19 protein-coding genes are annotated in these 17,812 nt (G+C 67.0%); 14 read left to right on the top strand and 5 right to left on the bottom strand.

Annotated elements, in window-relative coordinates; translation table 11 throughout:
- Positions 1 to 157 precede the first annotated feature (157 nt).
- Complete coding sequence (locus C4N9_RS01525; protein ID WP_109531520.1) at positions 158 to 3,250, bottom strand: CheR family methyltransferase; 3,093 nt, start codon at positions 3,248 to 3,250, stop codon at positions 158 to 160.
- Positions 3,251 to 3,478: 228 nt separating this feature from the next.
- On the opposite strand from C4N9_RS01525, the gene C4N9_RS01530 reads away from it, so the two are divergent.
- On the top strand, positions 3,479 to 4,060 hold the full coding sequence (locus C4N9_RS01530) for a response regulator (protein WP_109531521.1): 582 nt from the start codon (positions 3,479 to 3,481) through the stop codon (positions 4,058 to 4,060).
- Between the two features lie 9 nt (positions 4,061 to 4,069).
- On the opposite strand, the gene C4N9_RS01535 is transcribed toward C4N9_RS01530, so the two are convergent.
- Complete coding sequence (locus tag C4N9_RS01535; RefSeq protein ID WP_109531522.1) at positions 4,070 to 4,330, bottom strand: hypothetical protein; 261 nt, start codon at positions 4,328 to 4,330, stop codon at positions 4,070 to 4,072.
- Between the two features lie 143 nt (positions 4,331 to 4,473).
- Here C4N9_RS01535 and otsB point away from each other — a divergent pair, with 143 nt between their 5' ends.
- The 7 genes from otsB to C4N9_RS01570 all read left to right on the top strand — a co-directional run bounded on the left by otsB (position 4,474) and on the right by C4N9_RS01570 (position 11,580).
- Positions 4,474 to 5,235: a trehalose-phosphatase gene (gene otsB / locus C4N9_RS01540; protein WP_109531523.1), complete on the top strand. Its 762-nt coding sequence runs from the start codon at positions 4,474 to 4,476 to the stop codon at positions 5,233 to 5,235.
- Positions 5,236 to 5,326: 91 nt separating this feature from the next.
- Positions 5,327 to 6,742, top strand: a complete 1,416-nt coding sequence (locus C4N9_RS01545) for an alpha,alpha-trehalose-phosphate synthase (UDP-forming) (RefSeq protein WP_109531524.1) — start codon at positions 5,327 to 5,329, stop codon at positions 6,740 to 6,742.
- Positions 6,743 to 6,899: 157 nt separating this feature from the next.
- Positions 6,900 to 8,144 (top strand): MFS transporter, encoded by a 1,245-nt coding sequence (locus C4N9_RS01550; protein WP_109531525.1) that lies wholly within the window; start codon positions 6,900 to 6,902, stop codon positions 8,142 to 8,144.
- Positions 8,145 to 8,275: 131 nt separating this feature from the next.
- Positions 8,276 to 9,277 carry an acyl-CoA dehydrogenase gene (locus tag C4N9_RS01555; protein ID WP_245902416.1) on the top strand — a complete coding sequence of 334 codons (1,002 nt, stop codon included), beginning with the start codon at positions 8,276 to 8,278 and terminating at the stop codon, positions 9,275 to 9,277.
- Positions 9,270 to 9,989, top strand: a complete 720-nt coding sequence (locus tag C4N9_RS01560; protein WP_245902417.1) for a PIG-L deacetylase family protein — start codon at positions 9,270 to 9,272, stop codon at positions 9,987 to 9,989. Before C4N9_RS01555 ends, C4N9_RS01560 begins: the two co-directional genes overlap by 8 nt.
- Positions 9,986 to 10,549 carry a class I SAM-dependent methyltransferase gene (locus tag C4N9_RS01565; RefSeq protein ID WP_109531527.1) on the top strand — a complete coding sequence of 188 codons (564 nt, stop codon included), beginning with the start codon at positions 9,986 to 9,988 and terminating at the stop codon, positions 10,547 to 10,549. Before C4N9_RS01560 ends, C4N9_RS01565 begins: the two co-directional genes overlap by 4 nt.
- A complete protein-coding gene (locus C4N9_RS01570) occupies positions 10,546 to 11,580 on the top strand; it encodes a glycosyltransferase family 2 protein (protein ID WP_168192083.1) in 1,035 nt (344 codons plus the stop codon). The genes C4N9_RS01565 and C4N9_RS01570 overlap by 4 nt, the downstream gene beginning before the upstream one ends.
- Positions 11,581 to 11,590: 10 nt before the next feature.
- On the opposite strand, the gene C4N9_RS01575 is transcribed toward C4N9_RS01570, so the two are convergent.
- Positions 11,591 to 12,085: an MgtC/SapB family protein gene (locus tag C4N9_RS01575; RefSeq protein WP_109531529.1), complete on the bottom strand. Its 495-nt coding sequence runs from the start codon at positions 12,083 to 12,085 to the stop codon at positions 11,591 to 11,593.
- 15 nt (positions 12,086 to 12,100) lie between these two features.
- A complete protein-coding gene (locus C4N9_RS21755; RefSeq protein ID WP_168192084.1) occupies positions 12,101 to 12,520 on the bottom strand; it encodes a BON domain-containing protein in 420 nt (139 codons plus the stop codon).
- 190 nt (positions 12,521 to 12,710) lie between these two features.
- On the opposite strand from C4N9_RS21755, the gene C4N9_RS01585 reads away from it, so the two are divergent.
- The 3 genes from C4N9_RS01585 (at position 12,711) to C4N9_RS22210 (ending at position 15,157) form a co-directional block, all read left to right on the top strand.
- The gene (locus tag C4N9_RS01585; RefSeq protein ID WP_168192085.1) at positions 12,711 to 13,436 is read left to right on the top strand and encodes a hypothetical protein; all 726 of its coding nucleotides are present in this window, start codon (positions 12,711 to 12,713) and stop codon (positions 13,434 to 13,436) included.
- A 175-nt stretch (positions 13,437 to 13,611) separates the two neighbouring features.
- Positions 13,612 to 14,184: a superoxide dismutase family protein gene (locus tag C4N9_RS01590; RefSeq protein ID WP_109531532.1), complete on the top strand. Its 573-nt coding sequence runs from the start codon at positions 13,612 to 13,614 to the stop codon at positions 14,182 to 14,184.
- Positions 14,185 to 14,296: 112 nt separating this feature from the next.
- On the top strand, positions 14,297 to 15,157 hold the full coding sequence (locus C4N9_RS22210; RefSeq protein ID WP_245902418.1) for a hypothetical protein: 861 nt from the start codon (positions 14,297 to 14,299) through the stop codon (positions 15,155 to 15,157).
- 6 nt (positions 15,158 to 15,163) lie between these two features.
- On the opposite strand, the gene C4N9_RS21760 is transcribed toward C4N9_RS22210, so the two are convergent.
- Positions 15,164 to 15,331, bottom strand: a complete 168-nt coding sequence (locus C4N9_RS21760; RefSeq protein ID WP_168192086.1) for a hypothetical protein — start codon at positions 15,329 to 15,331, stop codon at positions 15,164 to 15,166.
- Between the two features lie 326 nt (positions 15,332 to 15,657).
- Here C4N9_RS21760 and C4N9_RS01600 point away from each other — a divergent pair, with 326 nt between their 5' ends.
- From C4N9_RS01600 to ku, 3 genes are all read left to right on the top strand, one after another.
- Positions 15,658 to 16,515, top strand: a complete 858-nt coding sequence (locus tag C4N9_RS01600; RefSeq protein ID WP_109531746.1) for an SDR family oxidoreductase — start codon at positions 15,658 to 15,660, stop codon at positions 16,513 to 16,515.
- Between the two features lie 57 nt (positions 16,516 to 16,572).
- On the top strand, positions 16,573 to 16,920 hold the full coding sequence (locus C4N9_RS22050) for a hypothetical protein (RefSeq protein WP_210403962.1): 348 nt from the start codon (positions 16,573 to 16,575) through the stop codon (positions 16,918 to 16,920).
- An 88-nt stretch (positions 16,921 to 17,008) separates the two neighbouring features.
- On the top strand, positions 17,009 to 17,812 hold the full coding sequence (gene ku / locus C4N9_RS01610) for a non-homologous end joining protein Ku (RefSeq protein ID WP_109531533.1): 804 nt from the start codon (positions 17,009 to 17,011) through the stop codon (positions 17,810 to 17,812).

The raw sequence follows: 17,812 nt of genomic DNA on the forward strand, positions 1-17,812 counted from the left end.
CGTCCGTATCTCTCTTCGCAACGCCGCGCTGGCGGTTTGCAGTCATCGGGGGGCAAAGGCCCTGTGCGCGGCAGGTCAAAGGGGGGTACGTCCGGTTCGTTCCCCCGGATCACCGCGGCACGGCGTTTTTCACCCAGACGACCGGAAATACCGGCGCTCACGTACCCAGCGGGACCTCGATCTGCACGTCGAGCCCTTCGGGGGGAAAGGCAAGCGTCAGCGTCCCCTGCAGGCGATATTCGATCTCGCCATGCAGCAGCTCGCTTCCGAAGCCCTTGTCCTCGGGCGGGGTGACGGGCGGACCGCCGGTTTCCCGCCACCGGATCCGCAGCCGCCCGGCATCGACCGACCACGAAACGGTGACAGTCCCGCCCTCGGCCGAGAGCGCGCCGTATTTCATTGCATTGGTGGCCAGTTCGTGCACGGCCATCGCCAGCGACAGGCCCATCTGCGGCGACAGGTTCAGGTCCTCACCCTCGAGCGAGAAGGCCTGCTCGCCATGCGGCCGAAGCTCGTCGGCCAGGATCCCGGCGAGCGAGGCGTTCTTCCAGCTTTCGCGCGACAAGGTGCCGTAGGTCCGGTTCAGCGCCTCAAGCCGGCCGGTGAAAGCCTGCCCGAAGGTCTCGAGATCCGGCGAGCGTTCCAGCGTCCGGCGCGAAATCGCGGTGACCACCAGCAACAGGTTCTTGACGCGGTGGTTCAGCTCGTCGACCAGAACCTGCTGATGCTGTTCGGCTTCTGCCAGCTGGGTGACATCCACGAAGGTGACGACGACCCCGTCGATGGCCGCGCTGCCGGTCCGGTAGGGATTGAGGCGCAACAGGTAGTGCCGCCCGTCCGCATCGGCGCCGAGTTGCCGTTGGTCCGGCTCGCCCAGACGGAACACGCGGTCGATCTCGGCGTGCAGATCCGGATATTCCTGCGCGCCCGACAGGTCGGTCAGAGGTCGCCCGATATCGCTGTTGCGCAGGTTGAAGAACGCGGCCGCCGCCGGTGTGAAACTGCGGATCACCAGCGCCTCGTCCAGAAAGATCGTGGCGATTCCCGTGCTTTCGAACAGGTTCTGAAGGTCGCTGTTGGCGCGGTCCAGCTCGTCGATCTTGTGGTTCAGCTCGGCGTTGATCGTGTTGAGCTCTTCGTTGAGCGACTGCGATTCCTCTTTCGATGCCTCCAGTTCCTCGTTGGCGGATTGCATCTCTTCATTGACCGAGGTCAGCTCTTCGTTCGAGGATTTCAGCTCTTCCAGCGCGGTTTCGTATTCCTCGATCGTCGATTGCAGCCGCTCCTTGGTATCGCGCAGCTCCTGCTCGTATTCGCCGTGGCGGCGGGCTTCGTCGTCGCCCGTCTGCGGTATCGCCTCCGCATCGGGGCTGCCGCGCAGGTCGAACACGACCAGATACAGCAGATCCGCACCCTTGGAATCGCCCAGCGGCTCGATGCTGATATCGACCAGCTGGATCGGCTCGCCCTCGCTCTCGATGCGCAGGCCCTGCCGGGTGACGCGCGTCTGCGTGCGCACGCATTCCCGCAGCGCGCCCCGCAGATCCAGCCGCAGCCCGTGCCGCGCCAGCGTCAGAAGGTGGCGGCTGGGGGCGCCTTGCGGCGCTTCGAGGACACGCCCGGTTCCGGCCGAGTAATAGACGATATCCGCATCCGAGGTGACGGCCACATGCGCCGGCGCATAGCGTTCGAGGATCCGGCTTTCGATCCGGCTGCGCAGCGAGCCCATCCGCTCTTTCGGCATCGAGGCAGTCCCTTCCGAGAAATTGCGCGCCCGGCTGGGGCCCGTGAGAGCGGGCACCTTCAGCGAGCGGCCCACATGTTCCCGCGCCTGATAGATGCGGTGTTTCTTGTCGATCGTGGCGAACAGGTCGCCATGCGGCCCGATGCTTTCGGAACTGCCAAGGAACAGGTAGCCCCCGGGTCGCAGCGAGTAGTGAAAGGTCGGGATCACGTGACGCTGCACGTCGGGGCCGAAATAGATCAGCAGGTTCCGGCACGACACCATGTCCATTCGCGAGAACGGCGGGTCCCGCACCAGGCTGTGCGGCGAGAAGATGCACAGCTCGCGGATCTCGGCGGTGACGACCCGGCTGTCGCCGTCGGGCTTGAAGAACCGCTTCACGCGCTCGGGCGAGACCTCGGCCAGCAGGCTGTCGGGATACCGCCCGGTCCGCGCCACCGACAGCGCCGCCTCGTCGATATCGGTCGCGAAGATCTGAACCTGCGGCGGAGTCTCGATCCGGTCCATATGCTCGCGCAGCAGGATCGCCAGCGAATAGACCTCTTCCCCGGTCGAACAGCCCGGCACCCAGATCCGCAGCGTGTCGCCCCGGGATTTGCCTTCGAACAGAAGCGGCACGATCTGGCGCTCGAGTTGGGCGAAAGCCTCCGCGTCGCGGAAGAAATTCGTGACGTTGATCAGCAGATCGCGGAACAGGTTCCCGATCTCGACCGGATCCTTTCGCAACAATTCGAGATAGGCGTCGAGCGTCTGCAATTGCCGGACCTGAAGGCGGCGATAGACCCTGCGAAAGAAACTCCGGGTCTTGTAGCCGGAAAAATCGTGGCTCGAATGCGCGGTCAGAAGGGCGCAGATCTCGTGGTGGATGCGGTCAAGCTCGGCCGCGCGATGGGCATCGCCGGCGCTGCGCGCGTCGGACAGCGCCCGGAAACTGCGCGCGAAGACTTCCAGCCGGTGCGGCATGGCCTCGGGCTGCATTTCCAGATCGACCACGTCGCTCGACACCGCGCTTTCCGGCATGGCCGCGGTGTCCATGGGCTCGGCCTTTGTCACCCGGGCAAGGGTCAGGCCCCCCACCTCGCGGATCGCCTTCGATCCCAGCGTCCCGTCGCCGTCCTCCCCCGCCAGCAACACGCCCACCGCGTATTCTCTCCGATCCTCGGCCAGCGAGGCAAAGAAATTGTCGATGGGACGCGGCGCATGTTCGCCCGGCTGCGGTACGGACAGGTGAAGCGCTCCGTCACGGAACGTCGCGGCACAATGATGCGGGATCAGGTAGGCATGCCCGGCAAGCACACGAACGCCGTCCTCGGCCATCGCGAACTTGACGGGCGAGCCGGTGGAAAGCTCTTTGCAAAGATCCTCCCATCCATGCGTTTCGACCGGCGGGATCACGATCATCGCGAAGCCGGGTTCTTCGGTAAAGGCACCGAAAAAGGCCCGGAGCGTTTCCGCCGCGCCGGTCGAGCAGCCGATTGCGACGATCGGGTATCTACTGTCAGGCATGTAGGCTTTCCAGCATCAGGACGAATCGGGCCAAAGAGCGTGTTACCGAACCGGCAGGGCAAACAAAAAAAGCCCGGAAGTCCGCTTGTTGGCGGCTTTCCTTCATACGAATCATTGTCATTCGCCGATTGGCCTTAGGTTAACACAATGGGTGAACGGCGCATCCCCCGGTTGAAACAGGGCGGTGCCAACCAGACATCAGAGGAGACGAAACCCGGAGGAAGACGCTTGCGGATCCTGATTGTAGAAGATGATTTCTTTGGCGCGCAACAGCTTGCGTCCGAGATTCGCAGGACGGGCAACAGCGTGATCGGGCCGTTTCCGACCATGCAGCTGGCCTTGCCCCATATCGAGTCGAGCGACGCCGCCATTCTCGACGTGTGTCTGGGCAATTCGGTCTCGTTCCCCGTGGCCGACGCGTTGATGTGTTCTGGGGTGCCGTTCCTGTTTCTGACGGCGCATGACAACCGCAAGGTTCCCGAACGGCTGAGCCATGTGCGCGTCTTTGCCAAGCCCACCACCGCCGATTCCCTGCTTCAGGCGCTCAGTATGCCAGTTGCAGAGCCGGGAATAGGGCCGGGAATGGGCATCACGACAACAGAACCGGTCGAAAGCGTGGTGAACGGGCTTCTCGATCACGCCCGCGGGGTCCTGCCCGACCGCTCCGCCGCCGAGCGGCTCGTTGCCGCGGTGCTGCGCGACGCGATCAGCAAGGCTCCGAAACGGAGCGACGGCGAAGAGACCGGTCCCTGGCTGCGCCGTCTGCTGAACGACGAGCTGCGCAACCGCCGACGCCGCCATTTCCACTGACAACACGGGCTACTCGCCTTTCTGGTAGAACCGGATCAGGGCAAGGACTTCCTCCATCTCGGCCGCGCGCTTCATGCCGTTGGGGACGCCCGGGATCGTCACGGCGCCGGGGTCTTCCTGCCCGTCGGTTGCCATCGACGCCCTGAGCAGCCAGTCGCAAAGCTCTTGCCGTTCGGCCTCGGGCAGCAAGAGGACGGTCTTGGCCACCACGCGGCGCAAGGCGCTCAGACTGGCCTTCAGCGCCTCGATTTCGGTTTCCGGATCGGTCATGTCTTTCCCCTTTCTGAGCGCCCCTTTCTGAGCGGGGTCCACGAAACGTGGCCACAGGTGGGAACATCCGCCGCGCCCGGTTGTTCCCACCGGGTCTCGATCCGAGGCGACCTCCCGGAACCCGGACGAAAGGTCGGAAACCGATGCCGAACACCCTTCATGCTCTGCGCGGGCCGGGCCGCCACGCCCCGCCGGACCCTGCGCGTCATGCCTTCTTTCTCGATTTCGACGGCACCCTTGTCGACATTGCCGCGCGCCCGTCCGAGGTCGTGCTGCTGCCTGAAACCGTGGATCTCCTGAAGGCGCTTCAGCGGGCCAGCGACGGCGCCGTGGCCATTCTCTCGGGGCGCGCGCTTGCCGAGCTTGAACGCCTGACGGCGCAGGTTGCACCCGTTCTCGCGGGGACGCATGGCGTCGAGATAAGGCGCGACGCGGGAACGCTGACCCCCTCTTTCGCGGATCGCCGGGCGCTCGATACCGCGTATCGGGTGCTGGACGATCTGGCCCGCAGCCACGGCCTGCTGCTTGAAACCAAGCCGGGCGCCTTGGCGCTGCATTACCGCAACCGGCCCGACCTGGCGCCCTTGTGCAAGAACGCCGTGTCAGAGGTGGCCCGCAAATCGAACCTTCGGATGATCGCGGGCAACATGGTCTGCGAGGCAATGCTGACCGGCTACGACAAGGGCCGCGCCCTGCAGACGCTGATGGGCGAAGCGCCGTTCCGCGACCGCATCCCCGTGATGGTCGGCGACGACACCACGGACGAGGACGGATTTCTGGCGGCGCAACAGCTCGGCGGTATCGGCGTGAGCATCGGCCGCAGGGACAGCTGCGCCCGGCTGTTTTGCCCCGACCGCTACAGCGCGATGGACTGGCTGCGCGCGGGCGTTGAACGAAGCGTCTGACCGGCGGGAACATTTCCGGCGATGCGGCGGTTGTGCCGCCCGAGAGACCGTCCGACCGGACGGTCGGAAACCGGACATCAGGGGGGGTGGAATGACAGGCAGGCTGATTGTTGTATCGAACCGGATCCCAAGCGAGACCGGGGGTGCGGGCGGATTGATCGTCGCGCTGCACGACGCTCTGAGCGCGACGGGTGGCCTGTGGATCGGCGCGGAAGCGGACCCTGTCGAGACGCCCGGGGAAAGCCTGCGGGTTCTGTCCAGCCAGCCCTACAGTCGGCTGGGCTATCAGCTGAGCCATCAGGAGATCGAGCATTTCTACCTGGGCTATTCGAATTCGGTGCTGTGGCCGCTTTGTCACCGTCGTCCCGACCTAGTCGACCTGAAACCCGCCTACGAGGAAAGCTATCGGGCCGTGAACCGGCGGGTGGCGCGGATGATCGCGGCGATTGCCCGGCCCGAAGACACGATCTGGGTGCACGATTACCATTTCTTCCCGCTGGCCGCGGAATTGCGGGCGCTGCGCCTGCAGAACAGGATCGGCTTCTTCCTGCACATCCCGTTCCCGTCTCTCGGCGATCTTTCCGTCCTGAGCCAGCCTGCGGATTTTGCCGAGTGGCTGGGGCATTACAACCTTGTCGGCCTTCAGACGCTGTCGGACGTGGCGCGCGCGCTCGAGATGTTCCGCGCCGATCCCCGGGCCGAATTCCTGATGGACGGCACCGTCAAGTTCCGCGACAGGATCACCTCGGTGCGTTCCTTTCCGATCGGCATCGATGTCGAACAATTCCAGAAGGACGCGGCGGCGCAGGATGAGCAGCCCTTGGGCAAGGAAGCGCCGGAAAGCTATTTCATCGGTGTCGACAGGCTCGATTATTCCAAGGGCCTGCCGAACCGGTTCCGGGCCTTCGGTCGCTATCTCGAAAACCGCCCGCCCGACCAGCGTCCCTGTCTGGTCCAGATCGCGCCGCCTTCGCGCGAACGGGTGCAGGCCTATCACGATATCACCCGCGAGCTTGAAGAGATCGCCGGGCACCTGAACGGCACCTTTGCCGAACTGGACTGGACGCCGCTGCGCTACATCCACCGCAGCGTTCCGCGTCACCGGCTGGCGCGCCTGTTCCGCGGAGCGCGGGGATGCCTGGTGACGTCGTATGCGGACGGGATGAACCTGGTGGCGAAGGAATACGTCGCGGCGCAGGACCCTGACGACCCCGGCGTTCTGATCCTGTCGCGGCTGGCCGGCGCGGCCGAGGAATTGTCCGCCGCTCTGTTGATCAATCCCTATGATATCGACGATATCGCCGGCGCGATCCGTCAGGCCGTTTCCATGCCGCTTGCCGAGCGCCAGCGCCGTCACGCGGCCTGCCTGAAGGCCGTGATGGCCAACGATGCGACCGGCTGGGCGCGTTCTTTCGTGAGCGTCCTGTCGCAGGTGCCGGGAACCCTCGTCTGGCCGGGCAGTACCGGACGGCTGGAAGACAGCGAATTCCTGGCGCCTTCGGATTAATCATCCCGTCACACTTTCGGGCAAAAGCTGGCGCAAGGCGGTGGATCGGACCGTGACCCGGATCGCAAGGGAACCCGTCCCGGACCCGTCCGTTGACCTTGACTAATGTTAACCCGCAAGCGGCATTCGCCCGAAAACCGACCCCAGATCACGAAGTATGTCCCGTAGTCTTCTTCCGCTCATCGCCCTGTTCATGGGCACCGCCCTTCTGCTTTTCGCCGGCGGGATCAACGGCCTGATCCTGCCCGTGCGCGGAACCGCCGAGGGTTTCAGTGCCACGTCGCTGGGGCTTTTGGGGACGGGCTGGGCGGTCGGTTATATCGCGGGCTGCCTGCTGACGCCGTGGCTGGTGGTGCGCGTGGGCCATATCCGGGCGTTCGGCGCGATGTGCGCCGGGGCAGCGGTGGCCATCCTGGTTTCCCTTCTGGTGATCGCGCCCGGGATCTGGATCCCGGTGCGTGCCCTGTCCGGCTTCTGCTTTGCCGGTGCGGCGATGATCGCCGAAAGCTGGCTCAACGAGAAAGCGGATGCCCGCTCGCGCGGCAGGATCTTCGGCATCTACACCATGGTCAACCTTGCCGCGACGACGGCCGGGCAGATGATCCTGTCGCTGGGGGATTCGTCGGGGTTCTTCTTTTTCGTGCTGGGAGCCATCGTGTATTGCCTGGCGCTTCTGCCCACCGCCGTGGGGGCCACGACCAGCCCCACGCCCCTGACGGTAGTGAAGCTCGATGTCGGCGCGCTCTGGCGCAATTCGCCGGTCGCGGTGTTTGCGGTGCTGATGGTCGGCATTTCCAATTCCGCCTTCGGCACCCTTGCCGCCGTCTATGCCGACTGGGCCGGGTTCTCGATCACCGATATCGCCCTGTTCGCCAGCATCCCGATCCTGGCCGGGGCGCTGTCGCAGATCCCGATCGGCGCCGCCTCGGACCGGTTCGACCGGCGCCGGGTGCTGCTGGGCGTGTCGGTTCTGGCGCTGATCACCGATCTGGCTTTCCTGTTCACCGGCAGCACGGATCCGGTCCTGCTGTTCTGCCTCTCGGCCGCTTTCGGCGCGACGGTCTTCGTGATGTATCCGGTGATCGTCGCCCATGCCAATGACCACGCGGCGCCGGGAACCTTCATCCAGGTCAGCGGCGGGCTCTTGCTGGTCACCGGCATCGGCTCGGTGATCGGTCCCACTGTCGCCGGGCTGGCCATGGGCTATTCCGATCCCTCCGCAATGTTCCTGGTGACAGGGATCTGCCATCTGAGCGTCATTCTCTTCACGCTCTGGCGGCTGCGCGTCCGCTCGGCCATCGCCACGGGCCTGAAGACGGCGTTCCAGGCCTCGCCCATGGCGCGGATGTCGACGCCAGAGACGGTTGCCCTGTCTTCGGATGACATGGCCGAGGCACGGTAACGGCTCGCTTCCTGACGCATCGGCCTTCCCCCAACACCGACGGCCTTTCTTTCCGCCTGTGGACGCCCGGCGCGCGGGAACAACCTGTCCCTGCGCGGGTTTAGGCTGGCCCATCGCAACCGGGACCTGCCATGACCGCCGATCAGAAGACCCGCAGAATCATCCCTCCCGAGAGCTCGGCGCTGCCGCTGGACCCCGGTCTCTGGGCGGATCCCCGGTCGCTGCACCGCGCCCTTCGCCGCGCGGGACACGAGGATCTGAGCGAGGCGCGGCTGCTCGAAGGGCATGTGAACGCGCATCGGCTTGTCTGCAGCCTGGGCAGCGACGCGCAACGCCGCAGGACCGAGTCCGAGATGCGCGCGGGCGTGTTGTTCGGGGTCTGGGGCGCCGACAGCGCGACCAAGGTCGCATGGGACGGGCGCGTCCTGTCCGGTGCCAAGCAATTCGCGTCGGGTCTCGGGCGGGTGGGCAAGGCCATCGTTCCCGCGATTGGCCCTGACGCGCAGCAACTCGTCATCGTGGATGCGTCCGATCCGGGGCGTCACCGCAGCGCCGACTGGAACATGACCGGCATGCAGGCCAGCCTTTCGGGCGGGTTTCTCTGCGACGGGCTGACCGGCGAAACGCTGGGCGCGCCGGGCACCTATCAGCGCGAACCCGGTTTTCTGGGCGGCACATGGCGGATCGCGTCGGTCACGCTGGGCGGCATTGCCGGGCTTCTCGACCGCGCCGCCCTGGCGCTGGGGCGGCGCGGATATCTGGACGCCGAGGCGCAGGCGCTGCGCCTGGGGCCCCTGGCCATCCGCGCGCTGGCGGCAGAGGACGCGATCCTCAGGGCCGGCGTGATCGCCGAGGGCGCGGCGGGACAGAAGGACCCCGAGGCCGCCGCCACCAGATCGGTAGCGATGCGCCTGCTGACCGAAGAACTGGCGCAGGAAGCCATCGCCGGGGTCGAGCGTTCCGTGGGATTGTCGCTCTTTCGGGTCGACGACCCGGTCGGGACCCATGCCCGCGATCTGGCTTGCTATATCCGGCAGGCCGCACGGGACGCGATGATGCTGCGCGTCGCACGTTCCCTGCTGACCGGGGGCACAGGACAGGGCGCGGGGCTGGAGGCGTGGTTCGATGCGTGACCCGTCATCCATGGCCATGACCACCAGCTTCGATGCCCTGACGCACGGCGCGCCTTTGGTCGTGCTGGCCCCGCATCCCGACGACGAATCGCTGGGCTGCGGAGCGCTGCTGGCGCAGGCCTTCGCGGCGGGAACGGGCGCGCTGGTCGTGTGCCTGACGGATGGCAGCGCTTCGCATAAAGGGTCTCGCCGCTATCCGCCCTCGCGCCTTGCCGCGCTGCGACGGCGCGAGCTTGAGGAGGCTGTCCTCCGGCTGGGCGGAACGCCGCGCGACATCCTGTGGCTGGGGCTCGAGGACGCGCGAACCGCCGGCAATCCGAGGATCCCGGCGGTGATCCGCCTGTTGTGCCGGACCTGCCAGCGGCTTGGCGCGGGCTCCCTTTTTGCCACGCTCGAAACCGATCCGCATACGGATCACAAGACCGCCGCCGCCATCGCCGAGGCGGTCGCCGCGCGGGTGGGCCTGAGACATTTCGGCTACCCGATCTGGACCCGCTGGCAGCGCCCGGATTTCCGTGCGGACCTGACGGGCTGGACCGAACACCGGCTTCCGCCGGGCCCCCACGCGGCCCGCAAGCGCGCCGCGATTGCCGCGCATCGCAGCCAGCTCGAACCGCTGATCGACGATGCGGCCGTGTCCTTCCGGCTTGACCCCGGTTTTGTCGAGGATCTCTCGACCGGGCCCGAGCTTTTCTTCGAGAGGTCCAGATGACAACCCGGGTCAGCATCGAGCATCTCGAGCGTCTTTATCGCGACACCGACGATCCGTGGAACTTCCGGTCGAGCGCGTATGAGCGGCGGCGTTTTCGTGCGACGGCCCGTGCCCTGCCCCGCAGCCGTTATCGCGCCGTGCTGGAAATCGGCTGCGGAAACGGGGCACTGGCGCGCCATATCGCCAAGCGCTGCGACCGCTATCTGGGGCTCGACGCGATGGAAAAGCCGCTGGCGACGGCCCGGGCCGCGCTGCCGCAGGCCCGGTTCAGGCAAACGCTGCTGCCCGCACCGCTGCCCCGGGGCCGGTTCGACCTGATCTTGCTGTCCGAGATCCTGTATTTTCTCGATCCCGCCGCGCTGGGGGACCTTGCCCGCCAGATCGACCGCAACCATCCGCGCGCCGATGTTTTGTGCGGCACATGGCTCGGACCCAGCGGCAACCCGCTTCAGGGTCGTCAGGCGCTTGCGCTCTATTGCCACGCCTCGGCACGGCGCTTCACCTGCCTGCGAAGGGGACCGGGCTACCGGCTGGATCTGGCACGCGGGCTGCGACGGTGACGGCGCCCTCGTTCGTCAGCCCCGAAAGCCGGGCGGCGCGTCTGGTCGTGGTCGGGGAACAGGCCGTTCGGGCGGCCGAGGTCGTCATCTGCATTCCGGCCCGCGATGAGGAAGCGCTGCTGCCGCGCTGTCTGGCCGCGCTTGCGCCGCAGCTTTCGCCCCTGCGCGCCGCGATCGTGCTGATCGTCAACAACAGCCGCGACGCGACCGCCCGGATCGCCCTGGCCAAGGCGCGGGAATGGCGGCTGCCGCTGATCCTGTGGGAGGGTCGTATCGAAGCCGGGGGCGTCGGTGCCGCGCGACGGCTCGGGGGTCGGCTGGTCCGCGACAGGGCCCCGCGCTGCCGTTTCCTGCTGTCGACCGATGCCGATGCCGTGCCCGCGCCCGGCTGGATCGCCGCGATGGCCGGCGCCCTGAGATGGGCCGACGCGGCGACCGGATTGGTGCAACCGATCCCGGCAGAACTGGCCGCGATGCCGCAGGCCTTCCACTGCCAGAGCGCCCTGCACGCGCGCTACCTGCAACTGACCGAGGAATTCCTGTCGCTGGTCGCCCCAAGGGGCGGTCAAGGGCTGAACCTTGCCTCGGGCGCGAATTTCGGAATCCGTTTCGACGCTTACGAGGGGGTCGGCGGCTACGCGCCGCTCGCCTCGCACGAGGATCGCGACCTTCTCGCGCGGTTGCGGACCGGCGGATGGCGTCTTGCCCATGCCAAGGATGCGCTTGTGCAGGTATCGATGCGGGCAGAGGGTCGCGCCCCGGACGGCATGTCCAGCGGCATCGCGCAGCGCCTTGCCGGATTGCCGGCCACAGATTCGGCGCTGCGCCCGCTCTCGACGCTGCTGCGGCAACCCTTTGAGCAGACGCGCGGCGCCGATCCTGTCTCGACCTCGGATTTCGTCACCTCCGATATTGCGGCGCTCGCGCAGTGGGTCGAGCGTCTGAGCCGCTGCCCGACCGATCAGGCACGGGAACACCTGCTGTGGCGAGAATATTGCGCAACGCATCGGAGGCCCGGCGCCGCGTCCTAGCGTAAGCGGCTCAGTCGTCGCCCTTCTGCATCCGGCGTTCGAACCGCGACAGAAGATGCATGATGAACAGGGCCAGCACCGTCGCCAGCACCGCCAGCAGCCAGATGCCAAGCCCTGCAGCCACGCCGACCGCAGCCGCAAGCCACAGGCTTGCGCCGGTGGTCAATCCCTTGATCTCGCCGCGCGAGAACACGATCATTCCGGCGGCAAGGAACGCGACGCCGCTGGTCACGGCCTCGATGGTGCGGATCGGGTCCATCTGGACATCGCTTCCGAAATTGCGCGCGACAAGCTCCAGCGTCAGCAGGCAGAAGCAGGACGAGGCAAGTCCGACCAGCATATGCGTACGCAGACCGGCGGGCCTGTCCCTGACCTCGCGTTCGAAACCGATGCAGCCCGAGAGCAGCACCGCCCCGCAGATCCGAAGCGCCACCACGGGCCATGGCAAGGCGCCTTGGCCGTCAAGCTCGGTGCTCAGGATCCTGAGAATGTCGTGGCTGTCCATGCTCGGCTCCCCGGGTCATCGGGCGGGATCGTCCGCGCGCAGGCCATTATGGACCCGCACCACGCCCGGGCAGTCCCGCGCGCGGTCCACCGCCCGGCGCATCGCCTTGGCAGAGGGCACGGTGCCCCGCAGGATCACCACGCCCTGAAGGACGGAGACCTCGATCCCCACGGCCTCCGGTCCGGCCCCTGAAACCAGCGCGGTCCGAACGGCGGCTTGGATCTGCCGGTCGTCGCGATGCGCGGGAGGCGCCTTTTCCCCCGTGTTGGCGGGTGGGGGCGCGCCGTAAGGATCGCCCGGATGGTCGCCTTGCGGCGGCTCACCGGTGGTCAGCTGCGCGCGGTCCGTCAGATCCGCGCGATCGCTGCGGGCGGGCCTGGGGCTTTCCTTGTCTTCGACCTCTTTGCGGAAGTCCTGATGCGTCCTCGGGGTCATCTTGCGCTCCTGCTCTGTCTGGAACATGGGCACCGAAACGGCAGCGAACCCCGGATGTTCCCGCAACGCCGCGCCGAAAATTCCCGCTGAGTCGGAACACAGCCGGGAACATTCACCCATCCGGCCTGTTGAGGGGCGCAGATCAAAGGGGCCGGCTGCCGGTCCCATATGCAGATCAAAGGAGGATCCCATGCAGAAGCTTCTGCTTACGACCGTTCTTGCCACCGGGCTCGGCGCGGCCCTCACCACCGGTGCGGCGCTGGCGCAGACAGTACCGGCCGAGAATGGCGGCATGACCGCCGACATCGTGGCACCCGACGGGTATCAGCTGAGCGACATGCCGCTGACCGCCGAGCATCTGCTCGACGCGACGATCTACGGCCCGACCGGCGACGCCATCGGCGATGTGCACGACCTCATTCTCGGCGAGGCAGGCCATTCGGACATGCAGCATGATCCGGCTATGGCCGAAGGGGCGATGGACGGCGCCACCAGCGAAGACATGGCGATGGGCGAAACCGAAGGCGCCATGACCGACCCGGTCGACCAGACCGAAACCGGCGCGTCCGCCGGGGTCGAGATGACCAATCCGCCGGACATGGATGCCGAGAATACCATGGACGACGAACCCCGCGCTGCGGATCTGGGCGAGACCGCCACGACCGCGACTCCGGGTCATGGGGGGCAGGACGGGGCGGAAACCCTGTCGCATGCCATTCTCGACATCGGCGGTTTCCTGGGCCTTGGCGAGCACCGCGTCGCGGTGCCGGTGAGCGACCTGCAGATCTATCAAAACGCGGACGACGTGCGCGTCTACCTGCCCTGGACCGAGGAGCAGCTTGAAGAACTGCCCGAATATGTCGAAGGGGACATGGCGACCTATGGCCGCTCGCTGACCCCGCGCAACACGTACTGACGCGACTTCAACAGGAAAAAGCCCGGCCCCGCGCCGGGCTTTTTTTTCACACCCGGTCCACCCGGGACCACGCCGACCCCGGCAGGCGGATCCGGGCCATCGGACCCGTCCGCAGGAACATCGGCAGCCGTAGCCGGTTGGACCCGCCAACAGCGACGCACAGAAAGGACATGCCATGCCCTGTCTCGCCCCCTCGACCCCCGCTTTCGCCCGGACCCGGCCGGCATCCGCGCGCCTGCGCGACCGGGTGCTCGCCCTGTCGCTCGTGGCGCTGCCGCTGCTTGCCCTGCCCGTGGTGGCCGCCGCGCAGGAACAGAGTGTCAGCTTCATCGACACGGACGGCACGGAGATCGGCACCGCCGAGCTGACCAGCACCCCGAACGGCGTCCTGATCCGCGTCGATCTGGGATCGCTTCCCGCCAAGAGCTGGCTGGGCTTCCACATCCACGAGACCGCGGATTGCGATCCCGAAACCGCGTTCGAAGGCGCAGGCGGACATTTCAATCCCTCGGGTGTCGAGCACGGCCTTCTGACCGAAACCGGTCCCCATGCCGGCGACATGACCAATCTCTACACCGACGCCGAGGGCCGGGTGCAGGCCGAAACGCTCAATCCCTATATCCGTTTCGACGCGGGCGAGGATTCGATCCACGGCCGGGCGCTCATGATCCATTCCGGCCCCGACGATTACCAGAGCCAGCCTTCGGGCGACGCCGGTGACAGGATCGCCTGCGCCCCCATCCCCTGAGGCCCTGCCCATGCGAAGCGGTTCCCGGGCGGGGCAGAGTCCGCGCCCGGGAACAATCGCGCGGGAAACCGGTTCTTGCGCTGGCCCACCCCTTGCAGCAGGAGTTTTCCCGATGACCTCGTCTCCGCATTCGCCCACGCGCACGTCCTTTCTGGCCGTCTGGCTGGCCGCCGGACTGCTGGCCGCGTGCCTTGTGCTGGTCTCGCTGCCGCTCTTCGCTGTTCTCGTGGGGCAGCCCGCCTGGGCGCCGATCAACGCCACGACCCACATCATCCAAGGACCCGAAGCCGCGCTTGCGGGCGGGTTCGACGCCGCCCGTACCGGGCTGGGAGCGGCCATCAACGCCGCCGCCTGCTTCTTCTGGGCGTCCGTCGCCACGCTCGGCGCCGGGCTTCTGTCGCGCGGCAGGACTGGCACTGCGCGGGGCTGGATCGCCGGGTTCGGCACGGCGGCGCTGGCGGGCGTTGTCGATTACGTCCTTCTTCCTGCCGCCCTGCGCCCGGGATGGGAACACAGCCTGCCCGCCCTCTGGGTGGCGATGGGCTTCGTGATGCTCGGCCTTGGCCTTTCGCTGGGCCTGTCCCTGGGCCTGCGAGGGGACGTTTCCGCGCGTCACCGCGGCAGCGCACAGCCCGAACCCGCCGCGACGGTCCCGCCGCCTGCGCAATCGCCGGCCCAGCCCGTCGTCGACACCCGGCTCGACGCGATGCGGCACCCGGAACCCGGCGTCATCGACGAGCGGCAATCGCGCATCGACCCGGCCGGCCGCGTGACCGAGGATCCGAATGATCCCATGGGAGCAACGACCAAACAGCCCGGGCGCATCGGCGACGAAGCCGAAACCGGCCGCGACACGCCCGAAGTGCGCGTTGCGGGGCGCAAGCAGATGAGCAATCCGCCGCGGCACTGGACGCCCACGGACGAGGAAAGCGATGAATCCTTCCCCGCAAGCGATCCGCCGGCGAATTACTGAGACCCCCTAATGCGGGTCGCGGTTGCGGGCCTCGACCGCCAGTTTCAGCTGCAGCGCCAGATCGGCCAGTTCGCGCGACACCGGCTCTGATTTGACCTGTTTCAGCAGCTTGGACAGCGTCTTTTCGACGTTATCCGTCTGCGGTGTCGGGGCGGTGTGCTTGGGATCGACCATCTGCACGGCCTCCTCGTTATAAACAATGCAGGCCGGGTGGCCATCCGGACGACAATGCAGGGCATCGCGGGTCAGCGTGCGCGTTACCGGATACCCTAAAGCATGGCGACCGTGTGGCCCAGTCGCATCATTCGCCGCCGCCTTCAACGGGTTCGGTTGCCGCAACCCGGGCCGGAGCCTTGGGCGAGCAGGCAGATCAACGGGAACATCCCGGTGGATCGCCGGTTGAATGGCCTCCGACGCCCCATGTGACACGGAGGATGGATATGGCTGGCCCCGACGACACCGAGAAGACGATGCGCACCCCGCCGCCCCGCGCCCGCGCTCTGCCGTCTTACCCGACGCCGCCCTTTCCCCGGCAGGACCAGGAATTGCCCGGCAGCTTCATGTCGATGAACCCGCGCCCCGACCATGGCGAGGAAAGCTGGATCGGGCATGGCAGGCTGGACGGCTCGGTCGCGCTGATTACCGGGGGCGACAGCGGAATCGGGCGGGCCGTTGCCATCGCCTATGCCCGCGAAGGGGCCGATATCGCGCTGAGCTATCTCAACGAGATGCCTGAGGCGCTTGATACCCGCGACATGATCGAGGCCACCGGCCGGCGGTGCGTCACGCTGCCGGGCGACATTGCCGATCCCGGCACCTGCCGCGACATCGTGGCCCAGACGCTGCGGGAATTCGGCCATATCGACATCCTGGTGAACAACGCGGCGCATCAACAGACCTTCGGCGCGCTCGAGGACATTCCCGACGAAGAATGGCGCCGCACTTTCGCGGTGAATATCGACGCCATGTTCTATCTGGCGAAAGCGGCGGTGCCCCACATGCCGCCGGGAAGCGCGATCATCAACACGGCCTCGATCAATTCCGACGATCCGAACCCCACACTTCTGGCTTACGCCACCACCAAGGGGGCGATCCAGAATTTCACCGCCGGTCTGGCGCAGATGCTGGCCGAGCGGGGGATCCGCGTGAACTGCGTGGCGCCCGGTCCGGTCTGGACCCCGCTGATCCCCGGCAGCCTGTCGCCCGAGAAAGTGGCGCATTTTGGCGAGAACAGCCCGATGAAGCGACCCGCGCAACCTGCCGAACTGGCCAGCGCCTATGTCATGCTGGCCGAACCCGCGTCGAGCTACGTCTCGGGCGCGACGATCGCCGTGACCGGCGGGCGCCCGATGATCTGATCCGGGGCGCGGTGGCGCGCGTCACCCCAGGCCGGAACGGGCGGAAAGGAGAAACAGATGACCAAACAGCCGGATACCAGGCGCGCGCCACCGCAAGACGGGAAAAGCGTCGCGCCACCATCGCACCGGGACCCCGGCCCCGCGGTGGCCGCGCAATTGCGGCGCGCCATCGACCAAGGGGTCATGCGCGACAAGGTGGCAGGCGAAGATCCCGCCGCCGCGCCGCTGGGCACCGATGACGAAGCGGCGGGCACGCCCCCGCCCGCCGCTCTGGCCGAAACCGAGGCCCCGCCGCCGCCCCCGCCTCGTCCGCGACGACACCGGGGGCGGGTCGCGGTGATCGTGGCCCTGCTTGCGCTCATCGCAGGCGGGCTCGTGGCACTGGGCCTGTCGGGCAGCGTCTGAGAACCCCGGCGCCGACATGCGCCTCGGGACCCTGCGCGGGAACAATCGCGGACGGCCGGGGTTCTTCCTGTCTGCCAAGGGGGACCGCATGGCGCGCAACAGCTTCTGGAAAGGCTATCTCAAACTTTCGCTCGTCACCTGCCCGGTGACGTTGCAACCGGCCGTGACCCAATCCGAGAAGCTGCGCTTTCACACCCTGAACGAAGCCACCGGCAACCGCGTCGTCTCGCGCTATGTCGACGAGAAGACGGGAAAACCCGTGCGCGAGGCGGACGAGGCGCGCGGCTATCCGATGGGCGAGGACGACTTCGTCCTGCTGGAAGACGAGGACCTGGAGAGCGTCGCGCTGGAAAGCACGCGTACCATCGATATCGAGACCTTCGTTCCCGCCGCGTCTATCGGCTGGATCTGGTACGACCGGCCGCATTTCCTCGTACCCGCGGACAAGGTGGGCGAAGAGGCGTTCTCGGTGATCCGCGCCGCCATGGCCGGGACCAGCACGGTGGGCATTGCCCGGCTTGTCCTCTACCGCCGTGAGCGCGCGGTCATGCTGCGTCCGCGTGGCAAGGGGATCGTGTTGTGGACACTGCGCTACGGCGACGAGGTGCGCGACCAGACGCCCTACTTCGACGGCATCGAAAGCGGAAAGCCCGGCGCGAAGCCGCTCAAGCTGATGAAGTCGCTGATACAAGAACGCACCCGCGACTGGACGCCCGACATGGTCACCGACCCCGTGCAGGAACGACTGCAGGACATGATCGCGGCCCGGCAGAAGGGGCGCAAGCGTCGGGCGAAACCCTCGGCCAGACCGGCGCCGCAGGCGGACAACGTGGTCAATATCATGGACGCGCTGAAGCGCAGCCTGAAGGACGAGAAAGCCGGCAAGGGATAG

The organism is Pararhodobacter marinus, from assembly GCF_003122215.1.
Lineage (GTDB): Bacteria > Pseudomonadota > Alphaproteobacteria > Rhodobacterales > Rhodobacteraceae > Pararhodobacter > Pararhodobacter marinus.

Coding starts and splice junctions, on each gene's coding strand:
- C4N9_RS01565 (WP_109531527.1), top strand. CDS start 9,986: ATGACAACCCGGGTCAGCATCGAGCATCTCGAGCGTCTTTATCGCGAC.
- C4N9_RS01535 (WP_109531522.1), bottom strand. CDS start 4,330: ATGACCGATCCGGAAACCGAAATCGAGGCGCTGAAGGCCAGTCTGAGC.
- C4N9_RS01525 (WP_109531520.1), bottom strand. CDS start 3,250: ATGCCTGACAGTAGATACCCGATCGTCGCAATCGGCTGCTCGACCGGC.
- C4N9_RS01550 (WP_109531525.1), top strand. CDS start 6,900: ATGTCCCGTAGTCTTCTTCCGCTCATCGCCCTGTTCATGGGCACCGCC.
- C4N9_RS22050 (WP_210403962.1), top strand. CDS start 16,573: ATGACCAAACAGCCGGATACCAGGCGCGCGCCACCGCAAGACGGGAAA.
- C4N9_RS21760 (WP_168192086.1), bottom strand. CDS start 15,331: ATGGTCGATCCCAAGCACACCGCCCCGACACCGCAGACGGATAACGTC.
- C4N9_RS22210 (WP_245902418.1), top strand. CDS start 14,297: ATGACCTCGTCTCCGCATTCGCCCACGCGCACGTCCTTTCTGGCCGTC.
- C4N9_RS01560 (WP_245902417.1), top strand. CDS start 9,270: ATGCGTGACCCGTCATCCATGGCCATGACCACCAGCTTCGATGCCCTG.
- C4N9_RS01555 (WP_245902416.1), top strand. CDS start 8,276: ATGACCGCCGATCAGAAGACCCGCAGAATCATCCCTCCCGAGAGCTCG.
- C4N9_RS01575 (WP_109531529.1), bottom strand. CDS start 12,085: ATGGACAGCCACGACATTCTCAGGATCCTGAGCACCGAGCTTGACGGC.
- C4N9_RS01590 (WP_109531532.1), top strand. CDS start 13,612: ATGCCCTGTCTCGCCCCCTCGACCCCCGCTTTCGCCCGGACCCGGCCG.
- C4N9_RS01545 (WP_109531524.1), top strand. CDS start 5,327: ATGACAGGCAGGCTGATTGTTGTATCGAACCGGATCCCAAGCGAGACC.
- otsB (WP_109531523.1), top strand. CDS start 4,474: ATGCCGAACACCCTTCATGCTCTGCGCGGGCCGGGCCGCCACGCCCCG.
- C4N9_RS21755 (WP_168192084.1), bottom strand. CDS start 12,520: ATGACCCCGAGGACGCATCAGGACTTCCGCAAAGAGGTCGAAGACAAG.
- C4N9_RS01585 (WP_168192085.1), top strand. CDS start 12,711: ATGCAGAAGCTTCTGCTTACGACCGTTCTTGCCACCGGGCTCGGCGCG.
- ku (WP_109531533.1), top strand. CDS start 17,009: ATGGCGCGCAACAGCTTCTGGAAAGGCTATCTCAAACTTTCGCTCGTC.